The 18216-nt window shown below is 55.9% G+C and carries 24 protein-coding genes and 1 pseudogene; 9 read left to right on the top strand and 16 right to left on the bottom strand.

The window, feature by feature from the left end:
* Window positions 1–202: 202 nt before the first annotated feature.
* The 9 genes from BTM36_RS09300 to BTM36_RS09265 form a co-directional block, all read right to left on the bottom strand.
* Window positions 203–562 carry a hypothetical protein gene (locus tag BTM36_RS09300; RefSeq protein ID WP_077236039.1) on the bottom strand — a complete coding sequence of 120 codons (360 nt, stop codon included), beginning with the start codon at window positions 560–562 and terminating at the stop codon, window positions 203–205.
* Complete coding sequence (locus tag BTM36_RS28325) at window positions 559–705, bottom strand: hypothetical protein (protein WP_008330650.1); 147 nt, start codon at window positions 703–705, stop codon at window positions 559–561. The genes BTM36_RS09300 and BTM36_RS28325 overlap by 4 nt, the downstream gene beginning before the upstream one ends.
* Complete coding sequence (locus BTM36_RS09295; RefSeq protein ID WP_077236038.1) at window positions 702–2753, bottom strand: replication endonuclease; 2052 nt, start codon at window positions 2751–2753, stop codon at window positions 702–704. The genes BTM36_RS28325 and BTM36_RS09295 overlap by 4 nt, the downstream gene beginning before the upstream one ends.
* Window positions 2743–3096: a hypothetical protein gene (locus BTM36_RS28590; RefSeq protein ID WP_174616830.1), complete on the bottom strand. Its 354-nt coding sequence runs from the start codon at window positions 3094–3096 to the stop codon at window positions 2743–2745. Before BTM36_RS28590 ends, BTM36_RS09295 begins: the two co-directional genes overlap by 11 nt.
* 88 nt (window positions 3097–3184) lie before the next feature.
* Window positions 3185–3406, bottom strand: coding sequence for a hypothetical protein (locus BTM36_RS09285; RefSeq protein WP_075259306.1), 222 nt, complete (start codon window positions 3404–3406; stop codon window positions 3185–3187).
* A gap of 102 nt (window positions 3407–3508) precedes the next feature.
* The gene (locus BTM36_RS09280) at window positions 3509–3754 is read right to left on the bottom strand and encodes an ogr/Delta-like zinc finger family protein (RefSeq protein ID WP_075259307.1); all 246 of its coding nucleotides are present in this window, start codon (window positions 3752–3754) and stop codon (window positions 3509–3511) included.
* Window positions 3745–3945, bottom strand: coding sequence for a hypothetical protein (locus BTM36_RS09275; RefSeq protein ID WP_077236037.1), 201 nt, complete (start codon window positions 3943–3945; stop codon window positions 3745–3747). The genes BTM36_RS09280 and BTM36_RS09275 overlap by 10 nt, the downstream gene beginning before the upstream one ends.
* Window positions 3938–4180, bottom strand: coding sequence for a hypothetical protein (locus BTM36_RS09270; RefSeq protein ID WP_006461600.1), 243 nt, complete (start codon window positions 4178–4180; stop codon window positions 3938–3940). Before BTM36_RS09270 ends, BTM36_RS09275 begins: the two co-directional genes overlap by 8 nt.
* Window positions 4181–4194: 14 nt before the next feature.
* Window positions 4195–4395, bottom strand: a complete 201-nt coding sequence (locus tag BTM36_RS09265; protein WP_006461601.1) for a hypothetical protein — start codon at window positions 4393–4395, stop codon at window positions 4195–4197.
* 53 nt (window positions 4396–4448) lie between these two features.
* On the opposite strand from BTM36_RS09265, the gene BTM36_RS09260 reads away from it, so the two are divergent.
* Window positions 4449–4922, top strand: coding sequence for a helix-turn-helix domain-containing protein (locus BTM36_RS09260; RefSeq protein WP_254426969.1), 474 nt, complete (start codon window positions 4449–4451; stop codon window positions 4920–4922).
* 245 nt (window positions 4923–5167) lie between these two features.
* Here BTM36_RS09260 and BTM36_RS09255 read toward each other — a convergent pair whose 3' ends face one another.
* The 6 genes and pseudogenes from BTM36_RS09255 to BTM36_RS27740 all read right to left on the bottom strand — a co-directional run bounded on the left by BTM36_RS09255 (window position 5168) and on the right by BTM36_RS27740 (window position 10629).
* Window positions 5168–7606 (bottom strand): TonB-dependent receptor, encoded by a 2439-nt coding sequence (locus tag BTM36_RS09255; RefSeq protein WP_077236035.1) that lies wholly within the window; start codon window positions 7604–7606, stop codon window positions 5168–5170.
* 151 nt (window positions 7607–7757) lie between these two features.
* Window positions 7758–8849, bottom strand: a complete 1092-nt coding sequence (locus BTM36_RS09250; protein ID WP_077236034.1) for a FecR family protein — start codon at window positions 8847–8849, stop codon at window positions 7758–7760.
* Between the two features lie 69 nt (window positions 8850–8918).
* Window positions 8919–9425: an RNA polymerase sigma factor gene (locus tag BTM36_RS09245; RefSeq protein WP_254426968.1), complete on the bottom strand. Its 507-nt coding sequence runs from the start codon at window positions 9423–9425 to the stop codon at window positions 8919–8921.
* A gap of 337 nt (window positions 9426–9762) precedes the next feature.
* Window positions 9763–9861, bottom strand: a pseudogene (locus tag BTM36_RS28585) (IS5/IS1182 family transposase); the annotation flags it as partial.
* A 208-nt stretch (window positions 9862–10069) separates the two neighbouring features.
* Window positions 10070–10318 (bottom strand): DUF1272 domain-containing protein, encoded by a 249-nt coding sequence (locus BTM36_RS09235; RefSeq protein WP_077236285.1) that lies wholly within the window; start codon window positions 10316–10318, stop codon window positions 10070–10072.
* A 113-nt stretch (window positions 10319–10431) separates the two neighbouring features.
* Window positions 10432–10629: an Lrp/AsnC ligand binding domain-containing protein gene (locus BTM36_RS27740; RefSeq protein ID WP_254426967.1), complete on the bottom strand. Its 198-nt coding sequence runs from the start codon at window positions 10627–10629 to the stop codon at window positions 10432–10434.
* A 144-nt stretch (window positions 10630–10773) separates the two neighbouring features.
* On the opposite strand from BTM36_RS27740, the gene BTM36_RS09225 reads away from it, so the two are divergent.
* From BTM36_RS09225 to arsH, 4 genes are read left to right on the top strand one after another with little or no spacing between them, the layout of a single operon-like run.
* A complete protein-coding gene (locus tag BTM36_RS09225; RefSeq protein WP_174616829.1) occupies window positions 10774–11109 on the top strand; it encodes a helix-turn-helix transcriptional regulator in 336 nt (111 codons plus the stop codon).
* A gap of 12 nt (window positions 11110–11121) precedes the next feature.
* Entirely contained in the window at window positions 11122–12402 is a 1281-nt protein-coding gene (locus tag BTM36_RS09220) for an arsenic transporter (RefSeq protein ID WP_077236030.1), read from the top strand.
* Between the two features lie 27 nt (window positions 12403–12429).
* Complete coding sequence (gene arsC, locus BTM36_RS09215; RefSeq protein ID WP_008330634.1) at window positions 12430–12858, top strand: arsenate reductase (glutaredoxin); 429 nt, start codon at window positions 12430–12432, stop codon at window positions 12856–12858.
* Window positions 12839–13561: an arsenical resistance protein ArsH gene (arsH, locus tag BTM36_RS09210; protein WP_077236029.1), complete on the top strand. Its 723-nt coding sequence runs from the start codon at window positions 12839–12841 to the stop codon at window positions 13559–13561. Before arsC ends, arsH begins: the two co-directional genes overlap by 20 nt.
* 55 nt (window positions 13562–13616) lie before the next feature.
* Here arsH and BTM36_RS09205 read toward each other — a convergent pair whose 3' ends face one another.
* Complete coding sequence (locus BTM36_RS09205) at window positions 13617–13940, bottom strand: hypothetical protein (protein ID WP_077236028.1); 324 nt, start codon at window positions 13938–13940, stop codon at window positions 13617–13619.
* Window positions 13941–14742: 802 nt separating this feature from the next.
* Here BTM36_RS09205 and BTM36_RS09200 point away from each other — a divergent pair.
* The 4 genes from BTM36_RS09200 (at window position 14743) to BTM36_RS09190 (ending at window position 17366) form a co-directional block, all read left to right on the top strand.
* Window positions 14743–15120 (top strand): response regulator, encoded by a 378-nt coding sequence (locus BTM36_RS09200; RefSeq protein WP_034337074.1) that lies wholly within the window; start codon window positions 14743–14745, stop codon window positions 15118–15120.
* Between the two features lie 1300 nt (window positions 15121–16420).
* Window positions 16421–16681, top strand: coding sequence for a hypothetical protein (locus tag BTM36_RS27735; RefSeq protein ID WP_134040408.1), 261 nt, complete (start codon window positions 16421–16423; stop codon window positions 16679–16681).
* Between the two features lie 253 nt (window positions 16682–16934).
* Complete coding sequence (locus BTM36_RS28320) at window positions 16935–17093, top strand: hypothetical protein (protein WP_008330628.1); 159 nt, start codon at window positions 16935–16937, stop codon at window positions 17091–17093.
* Between the two features lie 75 nt (window positions 17094–17168).
* Window positions 17169–17366, top strand: a complete 198-nt coding sequence (locus tag BTM36_RS09190) for a hypothetical protein (protein ID WP_077236027.1) — start codon at window positions 17169–17171, stop codon at window positions 17364–17366.
* Window positions 17367–18216: the final 850 nt, after the last annotated feature.

Here is an 18216-nt window from a genome sequence, read left to right as displayed (position 1 = left end):
GGCGCCGTAGTTGAACGGCGGGATTCTACGGCCGACACCAAGACGACAGGTTGGCCACGCGCATTCGGGATAAACGGTATGCCGGCCTCGCGTAAAAAGGCCGCTTGGAGCTGATGCTTGGTCCGCTTTACACCCGCGCGCGTAGAGCCTCGCCGAATTCCAGTGAGGCGGTCCAGGCTCTCATTGTCAAGAAACAGCGCGCTCATGACTGCGGTTCCCTCTTTTCAAACTCACGACGTAGGCTGCTGCTGTAGTCACCCAGACAAAGACGTTTGGCTTCGTGGGCCGAAGTATGGCGGCGCAGGTCTCCAGCATCATCCGAAGTGATGATGTCTGCCAGCGGAACGCCGCGAAACTGGCCGGCCAGCTCGTTATCCAGTTCCACCCAGGCAAACCGCTGGCCATTGCCCAGGTGCTGACGAATGACCGATACGTAGCCGGCCAGCACGCCATTGTCGGGCGTGTTGAAGGTGATGCGATCTAGGGCCTGCGGGGGCTGCATCACGAAGTCACGCGACTTGCTGGCGGCGGCGATCACATCAAATTTCACAGGTGCATTCATTGCTTCTTCTCCTTGGTGGCCGTAACAGAACACACGCCAAAGCGATCGACGGCGGCGGCGATCACGTCGCAGCTATGGGCTGCGATGGCGGTGTATGAATGGCGTGCGCTGGCGGTGCGCACGACGACACGAAACGCGGTCATGGGGCGTTCCCTTTCGTTGGGTTGGTATCAATCGGAAGTTCGTTCACATCGAGCCGGCCGGCGCGCCAGTCGGCCACCTGGCGAGGTGTGCCGTGACGCGGTGACTTGTCGGGCAGCGGCACCATGCGCGGCCAAGGACATGCCTTGATGGCGTCCCATGAGGCCAGAGCCAGGCGCTGTTCGTCCGCCGTCATGGCCGGTGCCGGCCATGCTGGCCTGTCATCGACCGCCGGCCGAGGCCAGGGGCATGCGCCCAGGGCAAGCCAGGCATGCTCAACTTGTGCGGCCTGGTCCGGCTGGAACGTGACCGGCGCCGGTGCGGTCTTCGGGTCAAAGGACACATCGGCCGCAAAGGCAGGCGCGGCGGGCTGCGTACAGTTATTTACACGAGTCCAAGGGAACCTCGAACCCGCCGATGTGCGGGCATCGTGCCCTTGAACTGGCGTCCATGTGTGACGAACGGATTTAAAAACCACACCGACCATCTCGCGGCACTGGACGCCATAGGGCATCACGCGCTCGCACTCTTCATAGCGCCCGGTGACAGTCTTGGTTTCCTTGGCCAGCGTGACCATCAGATCGTCACGCTTCACCAGAGCGCCGCCCTGCGCACGCAGATAGCTCGCCCAACATGCGCGCTTCTCGCCCTCGACTTTTTGTACGGCATCCCATGCGGCGGCCATGGCCGGTGGCGCCTGTTTGACCATATCTGCCGGCACGCGGCGCAGCTCGCGCCAGACGCTTACCGGTGCTCCACCCCATTGCTGGAACTGACGAATCCCCCAGCGGGCCGCCCAGGCTTCCACGCGGGCCGAGGGCGTCAGCTCACGATCACCCGCCATATCGGTGGTGATGAGATAGCCTTCCTTGGTCTTGTGGTCCGCCACCCCATCGATGTTCTTGGCCACATATTTGGCGATGTAGCCCGCAGCACTGCCTTTCGCCCAATCGATGCGTTTAACGTCAAGTCGGCGCTTGAATGCGCCCGGCTCGCCACGGTCCACGCGCCAGGCATATCTCTTCATGACGCGGATAGCGCGGCTGGTCACATCCTTGACGTGTGGCGTGGTGTAGTCAGGTAACGCGCGTACAAACACCAGCATATGCCAGTGCGGGCAACCATCGTGATGCGGCTCAGCGATACGGAAGCCGTACAGGCCGATGCCGCGACGGGCCAACGCCGAACGCGCCAGCGCAGTCATCTTGCCCAGGTATCGATTGGCCGTGCGAGGGTCCGAACCGTCATACTTCGGATTTGGCTTGCCCGTATGCAGCGTCGCATGGAAGCGCGATGGGCAAGACCATGTGAGGAACAGGCCCTGATCGTTGCACTCCTTTGCAATTACCTCGAAACCATTGATGCGCAGCATGAGTTCGCCGCGACGAATGGTCTTGTTAGCGGTCGTTTTTTCGGCTAGTTCAGCAATACTGAATTCCTGACCAGCCTCATTGCGCACAATGGTCGCTTCCAGAGCAGCGGCATTTCTCCGGTTCTGTGCCAGGCGAGACAGTACGGCGTCATTACTGGCATAGGGCTCGCCGTGATAGTGCACATAGCCCAGGCGAATATTTCCGCCCTCAAGGGCGCGGCCGACCACCTTGCGCAGTTGCCGACGCCACCAGCGCGGATCCACCACACGCGCGATGATGGCGCGCAGGTCGTCATCATCCACTTCAGGCATATCAATGCCGTAGTCGCTACACTCCTGCTCGATGAGGTCGCGTGCGTGGGTGTCAGAAATGGCTTTCCACAAGACTTTCTTGACGTTCTCGGCTGCTTTCTCGGCCGTAGCACAGATATCGGCATCATCCTGCGACAGATCCACGCCGGCCGGCACGTACTGCTCAGCGAATTCGCGGACGAACTGAACCGCAACCGGCTCAAAAATCTTGTTCCAGTGCCATACCGACATCAGTTCCAGGGCCTGGCTTACGACACGTCCGCGCCACTTCAGCGGAATACGTGCCAGTTCCCCGGCAAACTGGTGCGACTCGACGAAAGCCCGATGGCGACGCCGTGTTTTCGCATCGACTGTTCTAGACTGCATTGAGGGCTCTTTCATACGTCGTAATGGCACGCAGCACCGCATGGCGCATGGCCAGGCGTTCCGCTTCAGTAAAGGAGTGAATAGGAGATTCCCAGCGATCCGCCGCGAAGCCCGCCAGGGCCAGGATGTGTCGACGCACTGGCTTGGGCATCGCTGCCCAGGAATAAGCAATGCCGGTTTGGAGATCGGGCCGCCTGCGATTGCGCAACAGCGAAATGGATTTACTGAGCTCAGCCTTGGCAGCCTCATTTCCCGGGGGCGTGGGAACCCATGCCGCACGCTCACGCAGCAGGTCCGCAGCCGGCCGGAATGACGCATGGTCCTTAATTCGTGCACCGCGCATCGTTACCCCCGCACCAGCCCGAGAGCCGCAAGAAGAGATGGTGCAAGCAACAGCAGAGCAGCGATGCAATGAGCGATCACAGTACGCATTACCATGCCCCCATCAGGCCACCGAGACGCTGCAGACGCTGGCCAAGGCGATGTGCAATGGCAGATTTCCCCTGCCAGATCACATTCCACTGCAGTTCGTCTTGCAGCACGGCTTTGCGCAGCAGCATGCGCTGGGCGCACTGAAATTCTTTGATATCGTCGCCCATGCGAAGCCGCAGCGAGGCGAGGGCAAGCGTTGTCTGTTGCTGGTCGAGAGCCATGTGAGGTTTCTTTAGGGTGAGCGAATCCCGCGTGCGCCAAACGGCGCACGACAGGTCTTAGTTATTTGGGATTCAGCGACCGGCTAGGCGGTCAGCAGCAAGTCAGGCAGTACCTGTTCCTTGGGGGACAAGGTACGCACGGGGCGAGATGGGAAGGCTCACCTCGGGATTGGGCATGGCCGACAGGGAAACGGTGCGAGAAATCTCCAGCGTGGCCACGAAGGTATGGCCGCAATCGACGTTCTGGCATCGGTAGGTGATTTCCTTCATCAGCGTAGACATGGTTCGGCTTTTGGCTGCACGCACTGGGCTTTGGCAATGAGGGCACGGCAGGCTGATTACACGCATGTTGTTTTCTTTCCCTTGATGGCATAGAGTGCACGCCCCTTGCCGGTAAAACGTTTGATACCTTCTCGAACAGATTGCGCTAGAGCGAACTCAGCGGCCTGTTCAATCGTGTCAAAGCCTTCTCGCATCATGATCACTTCCAGGGCTTCGACTAACGCAGGATTAGTGAACGGCAATTCGATATCAGGCATTGCGAGGCACTGAAAAGTGGCTCGTGAGCGCCTTGGCTTGCACGTTCTGCTCGGATAAGATCGGCATCGAATAGGATTGCGCCAGGGCGATGGCCTGATGCATCAACAGATCATGAGCCAAGGTGGCCAGGTTTTCACCTTGGTACTGTGCCAGCGCCTTCATGATGTCGTAGTTGTCGTCGTTGACGCGCACAACGATGCGGCGATGACGGATTTTGCGGGGATCGTCGTACATAGCAGCCTCCGTGCTCAAGCCCGTTCGGCTTTAACGTCGTTGTCGTAGGCGGCCATGCCGCGCAATATCAGCAGGCGCACAAAGGACGAGCGTGTGCGCAGATCCTGGCGGGCCAGCTCAGCCAGTCGTTCTTCTTCATCAGCTTCAAGGCGGAAGGTAACGGCCACCGAGGTATCGGTGTGGGGGCGGCATACGGGCTTGGAGAGAGTGGGCATATGGGATAATGGTTGTACACGTCACTTAGCAATGACGTGAATATAGCGGTCATATGACCGCAAGTCAAACAATATATTGCGGTCAAATGATGGAATTTAACGAGCGTCTAAAGTTGGAGCGTAAGCGGTTAGGTCTGAGCCAAGAGAAGTTTGCTGCCTTGGGTGGCGTTACGCGTGATACGCAAATGAACTATGAGAACGGATCGCGAAAGCCCGACTCGGCTTATCTCACTGCTATGGCAGTGGCGGGAATTGATGTGTTATTTCTCTTAACGGGAGAGTCGAGCAATGCTCCGCTAACCAAAGATGAAAGCGATTTACTTGAAGGATTTCGCAGCCTGGATATCCGAGGCAAAGCTGGCGTGCTTGGAATGATTTTTGGATTGACCTCCGGCTCTGAGTCGTCGTCGGGAGCGCGGACGCCAGCCATGAACATTAAAGGTAACGTTGGTCACCAAATTCACGGAGATGTATTTGGCACCATTAAAGGCGTCGTCATGGGGAACAAGATCGTCAAAAAGAAATAGGAGAGCCAGCCGTCTTGTATTGATCGTTTCAAAGACGCTGTATATCGAGCCAGGAGGCTTTTGAGAGTACGGATGCCGCGAGTCCTGCAACGGGAAATTCCGCGACGCACTAGGGCCTGTTCACATTAAATCTGCACACTCGCAGATTTAATGTGAACAGGCCCTAGAAATGGCCGGCGCTGAGATAACTGGGAGGAGACAGAACAGCCTAGTTGGCGCGAAGCAAGACCCGCCGTTATGCCAGATTAAAAATCGACGCTAGCCGAGAGTATCACCGTACGCGGCTGGCCCAAGTATACCCAGTTGCCGTTGCTGCTGGACCAATAGTTTCGATTGAAAAGGTTGTTCACGCTGGCGCGCAGCACCATCGGTTTGTCGAAGGCGCGGGTCGTGTAGCGCATGCCAATGTCCCAACGGGTCCAGCCGGGAATGCTACGGACATTGGACTGTTCGATGTACTGGGAGCTTGTGGAAATCATTCGGGTACTCAGTGTCAGGCCGGCCAGGGCGGGAACATCGTATTCCCCGCCGAGATTAAGCTGCCAGCGTGAGACATTGGGCGCGACGTTGCCATCGTAGGTGCCGCTATCGGTCTTGGTCAGGCGGGCGTCGGTATAAGCCAGGCCGCCCAGCAGACGTGCGTTGCGGGCCAACTCGCCAAAGAGATTCAATTCGACCCCACGATTTCGCTGCTCGCCGCTGATCTGATAGGTCGAGGTGCCATCTGCATTGGACACCGAAAAACCGCTGGGCCGCTGGATCTCGAACAGGCTCAGGCTGGTGCCGAAGCTGCCGAAGTCATACTTGGCGCCGATCTCGCGCTGTTTCACCTTGACCGGCGGGAACATCTGCCCCGCATTGGTCGTGCCCACCGGTGCAGTATCGCCCTGGATCAGTCCCTCGATGTAGTTGCCATAGAGCGAAAGATTGGGCATGAGTTTGAACACCACGGCCAATACCGGAGTGACGGCCTGCTTCTGGTAAACCGTATCTCCAGTGCCGGTCCCGCTGGTGTCGTAGGAGATGCTCTTGACACGCTGGTAGCGTCCACCCAGCGTCAGTGCGATACGTTCATCCATGAAGTAGAGGGTATCGGAGAGGGCCAGCGACGGCAGTTGCAGCGAATTGGTCTTGGGCGGGTTGGAAGAGAAGCCCTCCAGCGAAGGTGCGGCCACGGTGACAGGCTGGTAGATGTTGGTATCGTAGCTGGTGAAACCATAGTAGGAAGAGGTGTAGCCGGAATCGCTCTTGAGATAAGTCGCGCTCAGATTCAACCGGTGTTTCACGCTGCCGGTGAAGACGGTGCCGCGTAAGCCACCTTGCCATACTTGGTTGCGGGTCCAGTTCGGCCAGAAATAGACATTGGCAGTACCGTCGCCCTGGCTGTCATTGACGGTGATGTCGGTGGACAGATAGCGCGACTGGGTATCGCTGCCCCCCACTGCACCGTAGATCATCCATTGCGGGCTGAGCTCGTACTCCGCTTTGGCCAGGACAAAGTTGCTGCGCGACTTGGTGTTCTCCCAGCTCTGGGCGATGCGTGCGGTGGCGCTGGGCGGCGAGGGTACCTCGACGCCATCGGCAATGCCGAAGCCGGCGGATCCCTGCGGGGACGTGTTGTTCATGGTCTGGTGCCCGACATCCAGCGATGCACGCAACTGGCTGCCGCGATAATCGATACCCAGCGTGGCCGCACCCAACTCCACTGACTGATCGGAGGTGGCCGTATCGCCGTTGCGATAAATGCCGTTGAAGCGGATGCCCCATTGCTTGTCTTCCCCGAAACGACGCCCCAGATCCAAGTGGCCGGCCAGGTTGCTGTTGGACATGTAGGTGGTCGTCACACGCGTGAGCGGTTCGTCATCGGCGCGCTTGGGAACGATGTTGATGGCACCGCCCACGGCGCCGCCAGCGCCGGGTGCCATTCCGTTCAGCAGGGCATTGGGGCCCTTGAGCAATTCGACACGTTCAGCGATCTCGGCTGAACTGGCGCGGCCAGACATGATGCCGGGCACGCCGTCAAAGAGGATTGAATCCTGCACCGACAGGCCACGGATCATGAAGATTTCGCCACCCGCCGCCGAATTGGTCAGGCCATAGGAGACCGGGCGCACCGACGGGTCGTTGGCCAGTACATCGGCGACCGTGATGGCTTGCTGGTTCTCCATCAGCGTCGCGGTATAGCTGGTGGTATTGAAGGGCGTGTCCATGATCTTGGCATTACCCAAGAGCCCGGCGCGGCTGCCGCGTGCCACCTGGCAGCCGGCGTAGGCGGCTGGCAGGTTTTCTTCATTCTCCGCAGCCGCCTTCACCACCACTTGCGGTAGCGGGGCCGCAGACTGTTGAGCCGTTCCCGCAGCGCGGATGACGAAAGTGCCGTTGACCTGCTGCACCTCCAGCCCGCTGTTGTTCATCAGTTGCGTCAACGCTGCGCGCGGCGTCAGACTGCCCTGCACGGCAGCAGCGTTCTTGCCCGCCACCAGGGCCGGCGGGAATGCGATCGGGATGCCCGTGGCGGCAGAGAGTGCATTGAGCGCGGAGCCCAGAGGCTGGGCGGAAATGGCAATGCTGACGGTGCGGTCGTTATCTACGGTCTGGGCGTGCAGGACAGGTGCCTGGACCAGCAAAAGGGCGACAGCCAGGGAAATGCGGGTGGGCGCAAAGCGGAATGGAGGCTTGTGCATTGGAATAGGGTCTCGATGATAGTTAAGTGAAAATGGGTCTCACTATCATTAAGACGCTTGACTGCCTCAAATGTGCACCTCTTGTCGTGAACTTTAATCACAATGTCGTTGTGGGCCCCGGCCCGGGTGTGATTGCCGACTGAGCAGCTTACTACCGCCGGACGATCTCGATGTCACCATTGGGCGCTCGTACCAGCCGTACCGGCAGGATACGCGGCATGGTCTGGGCAAAAGCCTGCGGGCTGTCCAGACGGTAACTGCCGCCGACCTGCATGGCGGCGACCACAGGATCTCGCACGAAGACGTGGCTGGGGCCATATCGCTCGAACTCCTGCAAGGCCTGCGCCAATGGTGTACTGGTGAAGTGGAGCAGACCTCGGCGCCATGGGGCGATGCTGGCCGGGTCGATCTCGCGTACGGCACCCAGCAGCCCGCTAGCCGAAGCTTGCACGGTCTGCCCGGCGAACAGGTAGGCCTGTGCCGGATGGTCAGGGGCAGTGCTGGTCACCATGACATGGCCTTGCTCGACGGCCACTTCCACCGCGTCCGCATTGCCGCGGCGTACCGAAAAGCGCGTACCCAGCACGGTAACCCGGGTGGCGCCAATCTCCACCACAAACGGCCGGCTGCTGTCATGGGCCACGTGGAACATCGCCTGGCCGCTGGTGAGGTGTACTTCGCGTCGCTGTGGCAGCAGGGTCACCTCCAGCGCGGTGCCGGAATCCAGCGCCAACTCGGTGCCATCCGGCAGGGTCAGCGCCATACGCTCGCCTTGCCGGACGGCAAAGGATTGGTGGAAGCTGCGCTGCCCGAGCCAATGCAGCGTCGCCAGCCCGCAGCCCAGCAACATCACGCAACACAATGCCAAGACATTGAAACGGGGGCGCCAGCGGGCTCCCATTTGGCGTTGCCACCAACTGCCCCCGGATGCGGCGCGCGCCTGGATGGGAGTGGGAGCAGCTGACGCCGCGTTGCGCCGTAGCGCCAGCGTGGCCGCATTGAGTCCCGCTAAGCCAGCTTCAATACACGCATAAGCGGCGCCATGGGCGGTGCTAGCGCTCAACCATTGCTGGAATTGCGCTTCTTGCTGGGGTGAACAGCCCTGTTCGCGGCAGGTATGCCAGCGTGCCGCCTCGACCCTGACAGGGTCTTCGGTGTCGAAGAGCGCTGCCATTTCCTGCTGGACGGGCTGGTCGGGGGAGGGGTAACCGCTGGTCGCGGTCGGGGCTGTCGATGGCTTCATCTTATTTGTATAGATGCATGAGACTGGAGAAACTGCACCTGCCAGCGGGGACGGGCAGCACAAGCGTGGTCATCGGGCTGCCGGAGCTGCCTCCAGGGCCTCCCGGCAGGCTGCGCAGGCCAGTTTGCCGCGGCTGATGTACTGGTTGACCATGCTCAGGGAGATACCCATGCGTTCAGCGATTTCCTTGTTGGGCAGCCCCTCGAACGCATACAGCTGGAAGGCTTCGCGACAACGGGGCGGCAGGCTGTCGATGGCTTCCAGGTAAGCGTGCGCGGACTGGATCGCAGCGCAGGCCTGCTCTGGCTGCAGATGGGCAGGAACGGCAGGCATGTCGGTGTCCGGCAGGCTGTCGATATCCTCGTGCTGGCGAATCGCGGCACGGCGGTCCATGTCGATTTTCAGACGCAGGGCCACCTGGCGCAGTAGGGTGCTTGGATCGAGGATGGCGTGGCCCGCGCGCTCCATTGTCAGGACCCGGACAAAACTATCGTGTACCAGATCGGCAGCAGTTTCGGGATTTTTGACTTTGCGCAGGCAGAAGTGCAACAGCTCTCGGTAATAGCGGGTGATCACGTTTCCAGTCCAAGCCATAAGACAACAGGCCCTGGGACGACGCCTCAAGCGCCTGGCACCGCACGCAGCAAGGAGCAATGGAGATTGGTCAGGTCGTCAGGGGAGATGCCGTCTCTGAGCGTACTACGTGGCTATCTGGCTAGCGCAGACCAGACCTGGCGGCCTGGCATACTCTCAAGGTTCCCGCATTTGTGCAGGAAGATTCCTTTGAGCATGTTGCAAAGTTAAGGCACTGAAGATGCTACCACAGGTCATTGCCCAATAGCGGGCAGGTCTCGACCGGCTGGGCAACAGTAGCGTGCCGGAAAGCCCTCTCTGGCGGAGCACTAGGGCCTGTTCACATTTTCACGAATGGCCCGAATGCGCAGGCAAGCGAGGAGAACACAAGGTAGCTGTCAGCGAGCTTGTCGTATCGAGTTGAGACGCGACGGTCGTGAAAATGTGAACAGACCCTAGTCAACAGAGAAATCTTCTACACCCGCCGAGAAGCTCTGGTCGTCATCGAGCGATGGTGTCGCCAGTACGATACCGATGGGCCGTACAGCGTAATGAGATACCGCCTGCCGACATCGCAGGCAACAATGCCGGTAATGGGAACGGTCACAGCCGTCCAGAATCTACGCAGAGCGGCTTGTCGCGTACCTTTAAACACTCCCTTTACAACCGCCTTGCTTGAACACTCGCTCAGTCGTTGCTGGACTATTCACGAGCTTTTCCATGGGCCTTCGAGGACGTGCGACCAGTTCGCCGCCGCAATTAGGGCAACTGCCTTTCAATATGTCGATAGTGCAATTAGTACAGAAGGTGCATTCGAAGGAACAAATCTTTGCCTCAGTCGATTCTGGCGGGAGGTCTTTATCGCAGCATTCACAGCTGGGTCGTAATTCAAGCATTTTTTCTCCGTTGCGGAACAACTTTTTGGCCGAATAGAATATCTCAAGAGCGTAGACGAAGATCTGCTGGGGACTCGGATCATAGTTATCACAGACCTGATGATAAATGAGATTCAAGTTCTCGCAACGATAGCTTTCGATGGGTAACTTGCCAAAATTACTGAAGTAGTAACAGGCCCAAACTTTGCCAAGGTGTCGATAGCGGCTTCCAGCTGCGCCATCTCTTCAACCAGGATCCGAACAAGAAAGCAATCTTCTCCGGTGATGCGGTGGGCATCAATAATCTCGGGCATTGTCACGAAGGTAAACAAGCAGCGTTTGATCTCCGCGTGCGTCTTCCACAGGCCTGAGTGGCAGATTTTTGCAGCAGCGCATGTTGGTTTGGTGCGGAAAATTTTATTGCACAGGTCTATTATTTCAATAATAATTGAAATATTGAATTAATGAGGCAGGCCATGGAAACAAAATCCGTTATCGCCGCGCTTAGCGCGTTGGCCCAAGAGTCCCGTCTGGGCATCTTTCGCCATCTGGTTCAGGTCGGGCCGGACGGCTGTGCAGCGAGCAAGATTGGCGAGGCGCTTGACATCGCACCATCTTCGCTGTCCTTTCACATGAAGGAGCTGTCACACGCAGGCCTGGTGACGTCGCGGCAGGAGGGGCGTTTCGTCATCTATGCGGCCAATTACGACGTCATGAACGAGGTTCTCGGCTTTCTCACCGAGAACTGCTGCGGTGGCAATCCCTGCTCTCCAGTTAGTGCATGCTGTCCACCATCAGCTGCTGCTACTTGAGGCGGAGTAAGCATGCTGGTAGCGTTTTTCATTTTCCTGATTACATTGGTGCTGGTCATTTGGCAGCCCCGGGGTCTGGGCATCGGTTGGAGCGCTTGCGGGGGCGCAGTCGTGGCGTTGTCCTTGGGCGTAATCCATTGGGCTGATATTCCAACGGTGTGGCACATCGTCTGGAATGCTACTGCGACCTTCATTTCCATCATCATCATCAGTCTGCTGCTGGACAAGGCTGGTTTTTTTGAATGGGCGGCGCTTCATGTGGCTCGCTGGGGAAGAGGTAACGGCCAGCGCCTGTTCGTATTGTTGGTCCTGCTGGGCGCCACTGTATCGGCGATCTTTGCCAACGACGGTGCCGCACTGATCCTGACGCCCATCGTCATTGCCATGCTTCAGGCGCTGCGGTTCTCGCCGCAAGCGACCCTAGCGTTCGTCATGGCGGCGGGCTTCATCGCTGACACAGCCAGCTTGCCGTTGGTGGTATCGAACCTGGTCAACATTGTTTCGGCGGACTACTTCAAGCTCGGTTTTGCGCAGTATGCCGGCGTCATGGTCCCGGTCGACCTGGCCGCGCTAGTCGCTACGCTTTTGGCGCTCGTTGTCTTCTTCCGGAAGGACATTCCAAAGAATTACGACCTTTCGCAGCTAGAAGCCCCGGCTGCGGCAATACGTGACAAAGCCACCTTTATAGCTGGCTGGTGGGTGCTTGGGCTGCTCCTGCTGGGATTCTTCTGGCTGGAAGGCTTGGGTGTTCCCATCAGTGCGGTAGCCGCCGCCGGTGCGTTGATTCTTCTTGCGGTAGCCGCGCGGGGACATGTGATCGCGACGCGAGAGGTGATCAAGGGGGCACCGTGGCAGATCGTCTTCTTCTCCCTCGGCATGTACCTGGTGGTTTATGGCCTGCGTAACGCGGGACTGACGAATCTGCTGACACAGGTACTGAATGGTCTGGCGGAACAAGGGCTCTGGACCGCAACGCTGGGAACCGGCTTCGTGACGGCAATCTTGTCTTCCATCATGAACAACATGCCGACCGTGCTGGTCGGTGCACTATCCATCGACGCCACAACGGCGCATGGCGTGGTACGCGAAGCCATGGTCTACGCCAACGTGATTGGCTGCGACCTCGGGCCGAAGATCACGCCAATCGGCAGCTTGGCGACCTTGCTTTGGCTACACGTGCTTGACCAGAAGAAACTGCATATCTCGTGGAGATACTACTTCCGCGTCGGTGCTGTACTCACGATGCCAGTGCTGCTTGTCACGCTCGCAGCGCTGGCGATCCGCCTCCAATAGTACCTAACACATCACCCTGGAAACGTCATGACCACCATCTATCACAATCCTGCTTGCGGTACATCCCGTAACACTCTGGCCATGATCCGCAATAGCGGGGAAGAGCCAACTATCATTGAATATCTGCAGCATCCGCCAAGCCGGGAGCAACTGGCAAAGATGATCAAAGATGCCGGGCTGAGCGTACGCGGGGCGATTCGCCAAAAGGGCACGCCCTACGCGGAGCTGGGACTGGATAAGCTCGATCTTACGGACGACAAGCTGCTGGATGCCATGCTGGCGCACCCCATCCTGATCAACCGGCCGTTTGTGGTGACAACCAACGGCACTCGCCTGTGCCGCCCGTCGGAGCTGGTGCTGGATATCCTGCCCAATCCGCAGCAGGGGCCATTTACCAAAGAGGACGGTGAAGTCGTGGTCAACGCGGAGGGACAACGTGTCGCACCGGCTCAGTGACCTGCCGAACATCACGGCAGGCGAGTTCCAGGTCCCGGCGATTGACGGCTTTAAAGAAGTCGGCGCATCTAGCCATCGGCCGCGCTTCCTATTGCTTTACGGCTCCATCAGGGAGCGCTCATACAGCCGGCTGTTGACGATGGAAGCGGCACGTCTGCTGGAGGCATTTGGCGGCGAGGCCAGGATTTTCGATCCGCGCGGCCTGCCCTTGCCCGACGGCGAGCCGGATGCGCACCCGAAAGTTGTAGAGCTGCGCGACCTGGCCAACTGGTCCGAGGGAATGGTCTGGTGCTCACCCGAACGCCACGGCGCCATGACCGGCATCATGAAAGCACAGATCGACTGGATTCCGTTGTCGCAAGGGGCGATTCGGCCGACCCAGGGTAAAACGCTCGCCGTAATGGAAGTATCGGGTGGCTCCCAGTCATTCAATGCGGTCAATCAGATGCGCGTGCTCGGACGCTGGATGCGGATGCTGACGATTCCAAACCAGTCGTCGGTCGCCAAGGCATACCAAGAATTCGACGATGCCGGCAGGATGAAGGCTTCGCTCTACTATGAGCGGGTCGTCGATGTAATGGAGGAGCTTTTCAAGTTCACCCTGCTGACTAGAGATGTCTCACCGTATCTGACCGACCGCTACAGCGAACGGAGGGAAGCTGCGGCAGATTTGGAAAAGCGTATGAGCCAAGAAAAATTGTAGCTGGCGTTTCACCATTGCAGAATGCCTACTCTTGGCTGGGAGAAGATATTCCATCCTATTCGTAAGTCTTCCCCATTAACAGGATATCGGCAACCTTACGCCAGGGATTTATTGAAACTTCATAGAAATGGGGACCATTTCTTGAATTCTCCACCCAACGAACGGAGGCATTTAGAAATGCACCGATATTGCCGTTCTTCCAGCCCAATACACCCGAAGAGTATGGTGATGGAAGTAAAGCCGCGTGTAATTCAGTTTCTGCGAACCAGTCTGCGGAGAGTACATTCAGAAAATTGATGAAACTCACTTCATCCACCACAGCATCTCGTGCAGACTCAAGTTGTCTCTCCATTTCTTGTTTGATGTATTTCGCGCTCATCTAATATCCTCGTCACATAGCCCGCTTCTGGGCGATAAGCCGTAGCTTCCGATGCCAAGCCGCTATGGGTAATCCAAGGCGGATTCCCCCATGTCCTATTTTCTACCTGACTGGCCGTTTTTTGACTACCAAACGATGTCTGGAGGTAGATATCGTTTGCTTAATGTTTGCCTCACATTATCGATTATTGGCTGTGTATTCGTGACTATTTTGCTTGTTGGAAATGGGCGCTACATAGACAGTAAAGCATCTGACGGAGCCCGCCATATGAGTGCAGAAAAATGGCACATAACGATCACTACCAAGGAGCGCGTCCAGGAAAACGCAGCGGGCGAGAATGAAGAACACTCGAACAAGGGGGCAATTGGGCGCGGTCACCAGATGCTAATGTGGCGGGAAAAGTCGCAGCCGGTTATGAGCTGTCTGAGCCGTCGCAATCGAGAATCGCTCAGGCTAGTGAGTCGGACATACGCCGATAGCCGAAGCCCGGGAGCTCCTACGCTGCCGCGATGAATTACTACGTGTGGCTCCGATCCTTTTCAGGTTGTAGCAACTGATAATCCTCTAGACCTGCGAAAGTGCAACTACTTCTGCGCACGCCTTTAACGGGACATCATTTCTAGGTTATTGCTATTTGATGCGCTCCCCACAGAGCTTCATCCATTAATCCTACGTGTCTGTCGGAGATAGATTCTCCGTTTTAGCTAATTGCCTGATGTTCATAAGGCAGATTTTTTCTCATGCTATTAGTAGCCCTCTGATATCCGACTCTGGACCCATGGCCACTATTTGGGAGGGGGGCATGGACGGATTGTTTCGAGGGCGCACAATATTACTTGTCGAGGACAATGTCGATGTTCGGACCATCTTTTCAGAGGTGTTTAAAAATGAGGGTTACCGCGTTCTGGAAGCTACAAACGGTCGAGAAGCCTATGACCTAATGATGGGGTCTGATGATTCTGTGAACGTTGTTTTGACAGATTTGCGAATGCCGATCATGGATGGGTTCGAGTTGGCGACCTTACTCAAAAATAACCCGCGATTTTCTTCCATTCCGATTGTTCTCCTGAGTGCGACCCCTTTGAAAAACTCTTGGAGAGCATTGGAGGTTTTTGACGCGTTGCTTGTAAAACCCTGTCTCTTCGCTGAAGTGGTCTCGACCGTTAAAGCTGTTCAGTAGAAGGGATTCTATATAGCTCACTTTTAGTTTCTGTTATCGTTGCGTAGGTCCTCGGGTGCTTCACGCGATGGGCCCGACCGTAAAAAATCGAAGATCGGCCCTAAAAATTACGCGAGATCACTTCGTCTTAGCTTCGTTTCTTCTCTTGCATCTTCGACGAGCCGTCTAATAACAACCCTCCTTCGTAAAATTTCTGCGTGAACCGTTGAGCTCATCGGCATAGTTGTTGTTAGCTCTTTGAGGCTGGCAGTGCTTTCGTTAAATCGCTTCTTCATTAGATCTCCTATTGAGAGGTGCCATTTGAACACGATTTCTGCGCCCTTTACTGCGTCGGGAAAATAATTGGACAGGAGCATGTCTCGACGCTATCACTATGATCCCACCGATAGAAAAATAAATGAGGTGCATTTCCGTTTTAGAGAAGTAATGGGAGTAAGGTCTGTGCATCCCTTTGCGAATCAAGGCTAGGTAAAAAGCTCGCTTGATTCGTTTTCCCCATCCCGACTCTGCCGCCTCTTCAGTTCATTGAGTCCCTCCGTTGAGATGCTTTGCTATCTTTCCAATTGGAGAATCATATGAACAAGATGAATCGCTTTCGAATGACGGAGCCGGTTCCCGATTACCAAAATTTTCTGGTTGCGGGAAGTGCCCTCTACGTAGACTATTCGGGGCAGCTTGCGGATATCGAATGCATTCAGCAAGTTCTTGAGGACCTCGCGCGTAGTCGTGGAAAGACAAACGACCTTTGTAACCCAAGGCCTCCCATTTCGTCTGAGGACTAGAGCGCGAAAGTGCGCATATACATCGTCCGCAAACCGGTTTTAGTATTCCGAATTTGGTGCCGCCACCTTGCTTGGGGCCAGAAGTTTGGCTCTCGCCAAAACTTTCTTGAAGTTGAGCGAAGGCATCGATCGTCTTATTTCATTCACCTGTTCCTGCCTGGAGGAAGAAATGCGAAATTACTCTAATGGCCGCTTTAACAGCGACGAAATTGTGGAAGCAATAGATAAGCATCGACGAGAACACGGCGACTGTTATTTTGAAAATAACGAGATCAAAGACTCCACAACTCTTAGTGCAAAGGCGCAGAGCTTTCGTGAAAAGAAGCTAGGGTGGCCGATGAGTCCGAACAGCTTTCGACGGGTCACGTCGGTAAAGATTAAAAAATAGCTGAGAAATTGAAATGAAATCTCGGATTGTGACGCCTATTTTTGGGTGCCGCCGAACCGATGGGCAGCCCATGCGGAGGATCTTCCCAGACCTGAAACTCTTATACATAGACAATACACAAAGGACGAATATGTCAGATACCAAACTACCTGTGGATCAAAGAAACGAAGGCCGAGAACATTTGTCGCCACGCGGACATCCGCAGCAGCATCAAGGGCATAAACCGAACCAAGAGCAAGTAGGGGGGGGCGAGGATCGCATTCGTAAACCGGCTAGCGATGTCGAACGTAATGGCTCCCAATCTCAGCAGCAAGAAGCCGCTAAAGGGCTATATGAAAAGCCTAATAAAGACCACCTTACATTGGTGAAAAAAACAGTTTCCCGCGACTGATCTTGCAACGGCTGGCTGTGAAGCATCCTTGGACTAAGTAAAGGTTAGGTATGGAGAGAAATTGATCGATGCCGAATATCGGCTTGCGAACTTCCAGGGCGAATTCGAATAAAAATACTATCCCAGGTAGCCGACCAAGTCGCCAGAAATGCCACCCTAACTCAGGATTCTTATGTCCATTTTTCAAAATGTAGACAGCTCCGGAAACTTTTCCTACGAGCTCAGATATTCGCACCACTCAGATGGGTGGCAAATGAATAGCATTTCGATTCAACGACGCGATCATCAGATTTTTTCAAAGAAGAATCTCGCAGGAGTTTACCGCGCGGAAGCGGTATTGCTTGAGCAGGGCGTCAACATGTGCGAAGCGGTAATTACACGTTTTAATCTGAAGCCGATTTTGCATGCATAGTAGTTGTACGCGCCTTTGTAACCTTTGATGGTATTGCCTGAGTCCAGTGCGATATCCCTATGAGTAGGAGAAGTTATGAGCAAGGTAAACCGGTGGCGTGAGTTTTCTTTCATAAAGACTGTTTCCTCACCAGAAAAAGGTATTGAGGCGGACTTGTCGACGAGAAATGATGAGAAATTGGCTGCCAGCCAAATCTTCGGAGCCGACGCTGTTCGAGATCAACAAGCAATCTTAGCAGCTGAGTCGGAAGGACTGGCGATTCAAGAGGACTAGATCTCGTCCGTTATCCGTCGGACAGAGAGCCTCAATTGTTGCCCTTGTCTTTCACGTCATTTTTCATTCATTAATATGGATGGACAGCATTTTAATTGAATGATTTTCGCGATCAAATATCGCGACAACGGACATCGCGGCCTGTTCCATTGGATCCTTAACCTGACCGCGATACGAAGGAATGATCGTGTCAAACTTCAATAAGACCCAAGGCTCTCATCGACTGGAGCAGCAAGGATTTACTCCCCATAAGGAGAAGACGTCGAGATCTAACGATGGTCGCTATTCTTCACGCGATGGCGAGAAGAGAAAGCAAGAGCAAGCTGATCAGCAAAGTGACGCTGGCCCACGCCGCTATGAAGGGGGTGACATCTATCGAAGGAACTACATGAGAGAGACCGAGAAGGCTGATCGCTCGCGGTAATGTTGTATGTGGGCAGGCAGTCCAATTTATTAAAGGGGCCGCAGTTGCGGCCTTTTTAAATGAGGAGATTGACATGCGATTTCATTTCCGAGGTTATTGAAGTAACTAGTGGTTTAGGAAGCAGCCGCACACGAACAGAGTTTCAAATTCGAAACGCGCCTATCAATCTAGAAGGTCAGATTATCGTCTGTCGAAAAGCAATAGCTCAATTTATTCGTGAATCTACGGGCTCAAAGGAAATGTCGATTTCAATTTTCGATGAATCGATTGAGCCGTGGAAAGGACAATTGTTTGCGATAACCCCGCTGGATGATCATCTCGATGTGTAAGTGAATCGCTGATCCAGGCCCTTTCCTGACGCACACGCCAGCAATTTTTGTTGAATGGTTGTGCACCTTGCCCGTGATAACGGGCCGATATCCCAAT

It is taken from the genome of Herbaspirillum sp. VT-16-41 (assembly GCF_001994935.1).
In the GTDB taxonomy this organism is placed as follows: domain Bacteria; phylum Pseudomonadota; class Gammaproteobacteria; order Burkholderiales; family Burkholderiaceae_D; genus Herbaspirillum; species Herbaspirillum frisingense.
The sequence above is the reverse complement of the archived record's forward strand: the minus strand, read 5'-3'. Positions and strand labels throughout refer to the sequence as shown.

Bases quoted from the DNA above. Each gene is read 5' to 3' on its own strand.
- BTM36_RS09295 (WP_077236038.1), bottom strand. From the start codon at position 2,753: ATGCAGTCTAGAACAGTCGATGCGAAAACACGGCGTCGCCATCGGGCT.
- BTM36_RS09225 (WP_174616829.1), top strand. From the start codon at position 10,774: ATGGAAACAAAATCCGTTATCGCCGCGCTTAGCGCGTTGGCCCAAGAG.
- BTM36_RS09260 (WP_254426969.1), top strand. From the start codon at position 4,449: ATGACCGCAAGTCAAACAATATATTGCGGTCAAATGATGGAATTTAAC.
- BTM36_RS09275 (WP_077236037.1), bottom strand. From the start codon at position 3,945: ATGCCTGATATCGAATTGCCGTTCACTAATCCTGCGTTAGTCGAAGCC.
- BTM36_RS09265 (WP_006461601.1), bottom strand. From the start codon at position 4,395: ATGCCCACTCTCTCCAAGCCCGTATGCCGCCCCCACACCGATACCTCG.
- BTM36_RS28325 (WP_008330650.1), bottom strand. From the start codon at position 705: ATGACCGCGTTTCGTGTCGTCGTGCGCACCGCCAGCGCACGCCATTCA.
- BTM36_RS09200 (WP_034337074.1), top strand. From the start codon at position 14,743: ATGGACGGATTGTTTCGAGGGCGCACAATATTACTTGTCGAGGACAAT.
- arsC (WP_008330634.1), top strand. From the start codon at position 12,430: ATGACCACCATCTATCACAATCCTGCTTGCGGTACATCCCGTAACACT.
- BTM36_RS28590 (WP_174616830.1), bottom strand. From the start codon at position 3,096: ATGCGCGGTGCACGAATTAAGGACCATGCGTCATTCCGGCCGGCTGCG.
- BTM36_RS09255 (WP_077236035.1), bottom strand. From the start codon at position 7,606: ATGCACAAGCCTCCATTCCGCTTTGCGCCCACCCGCATTTCCCTGGCT.
- BTM36_RS09235 (WP_077236285.1), bottom strand. From the start codon at position 10,318: ATGCTTGAATTACGACCCAGCTGTGAATGCTGCGATAAAGACCTCCCG.
- BTM36_RS09280 (WP_075259307.1), bottom strand. From the start codon at position 3,754: ATGCGTGTAATCAGCCTGCCGTGCCCTCATTGCCAAAGCCCAGTGCGT.
- BTM36_RS09190 (WP_077236027.1), top strand. From the start codon at position 17,169: ATGAGCAAGGTAAACCGGTGGCGTGAGTTTTCTTTCATAAAGACTGTT.
- BTM36_RS09300 (WP_077236039.1), bottom strand. From the start codon at position 562: ATGAATGCACCTGTGAAATTTGATGTGATCGCCGCCGCCAGCAAGTCG.
- BTM36_RS09285 (WP_075259306.1), bottom strand. From the start codon at position 3,406: ATGGCTCTCGACCAGCAACAGACAACGCTTGCCCTCGCCTCGCTGCGG.
- BTM36_RS28320 (WP_008330628.1), top strand. From the start codon at position 16,935: ATGAATAGCATTTCGATTCAACGACGCGATCATCAGATTTTTTCAAAG.
- BTM36_RS09270 (WP_006461600.1), bottom strand. From the start codon at position 4,180: ATGTACGACGATCCCCGCAAAATCCGTCATCGCCGCATCGTTGTGCGC.
- BTM36_RS09205 (WP_077236028.1), bottom strand. From the start codon at position 13,940: ATGAGCGCGAAATACATCAAACAAGAAATGGAGAGACAACTTGAGTCT.
- BTM36_RS09220 (WP_077236030.1), top strand. From the start codon at position 11,122: ATGCTGGTAGCGTTTTTCATTTTCCTGATTACATTGGTGCTGGTCATT.
- BTM36_RS27735 (WP_134040408.1), top strand. From the start codon at position 16,421: ATGTCAGATACCAAACTACCTGTGGATCAAAGAAACGAAGGCCGAGAA.
- BTM36_RS09250 (WP_077236034.1), bottom strand. From the start codon at position 8,849: ATGAAGCCATCGACAGCCCCGACCGCGACCAGCGGTTACCCCTCCCCC.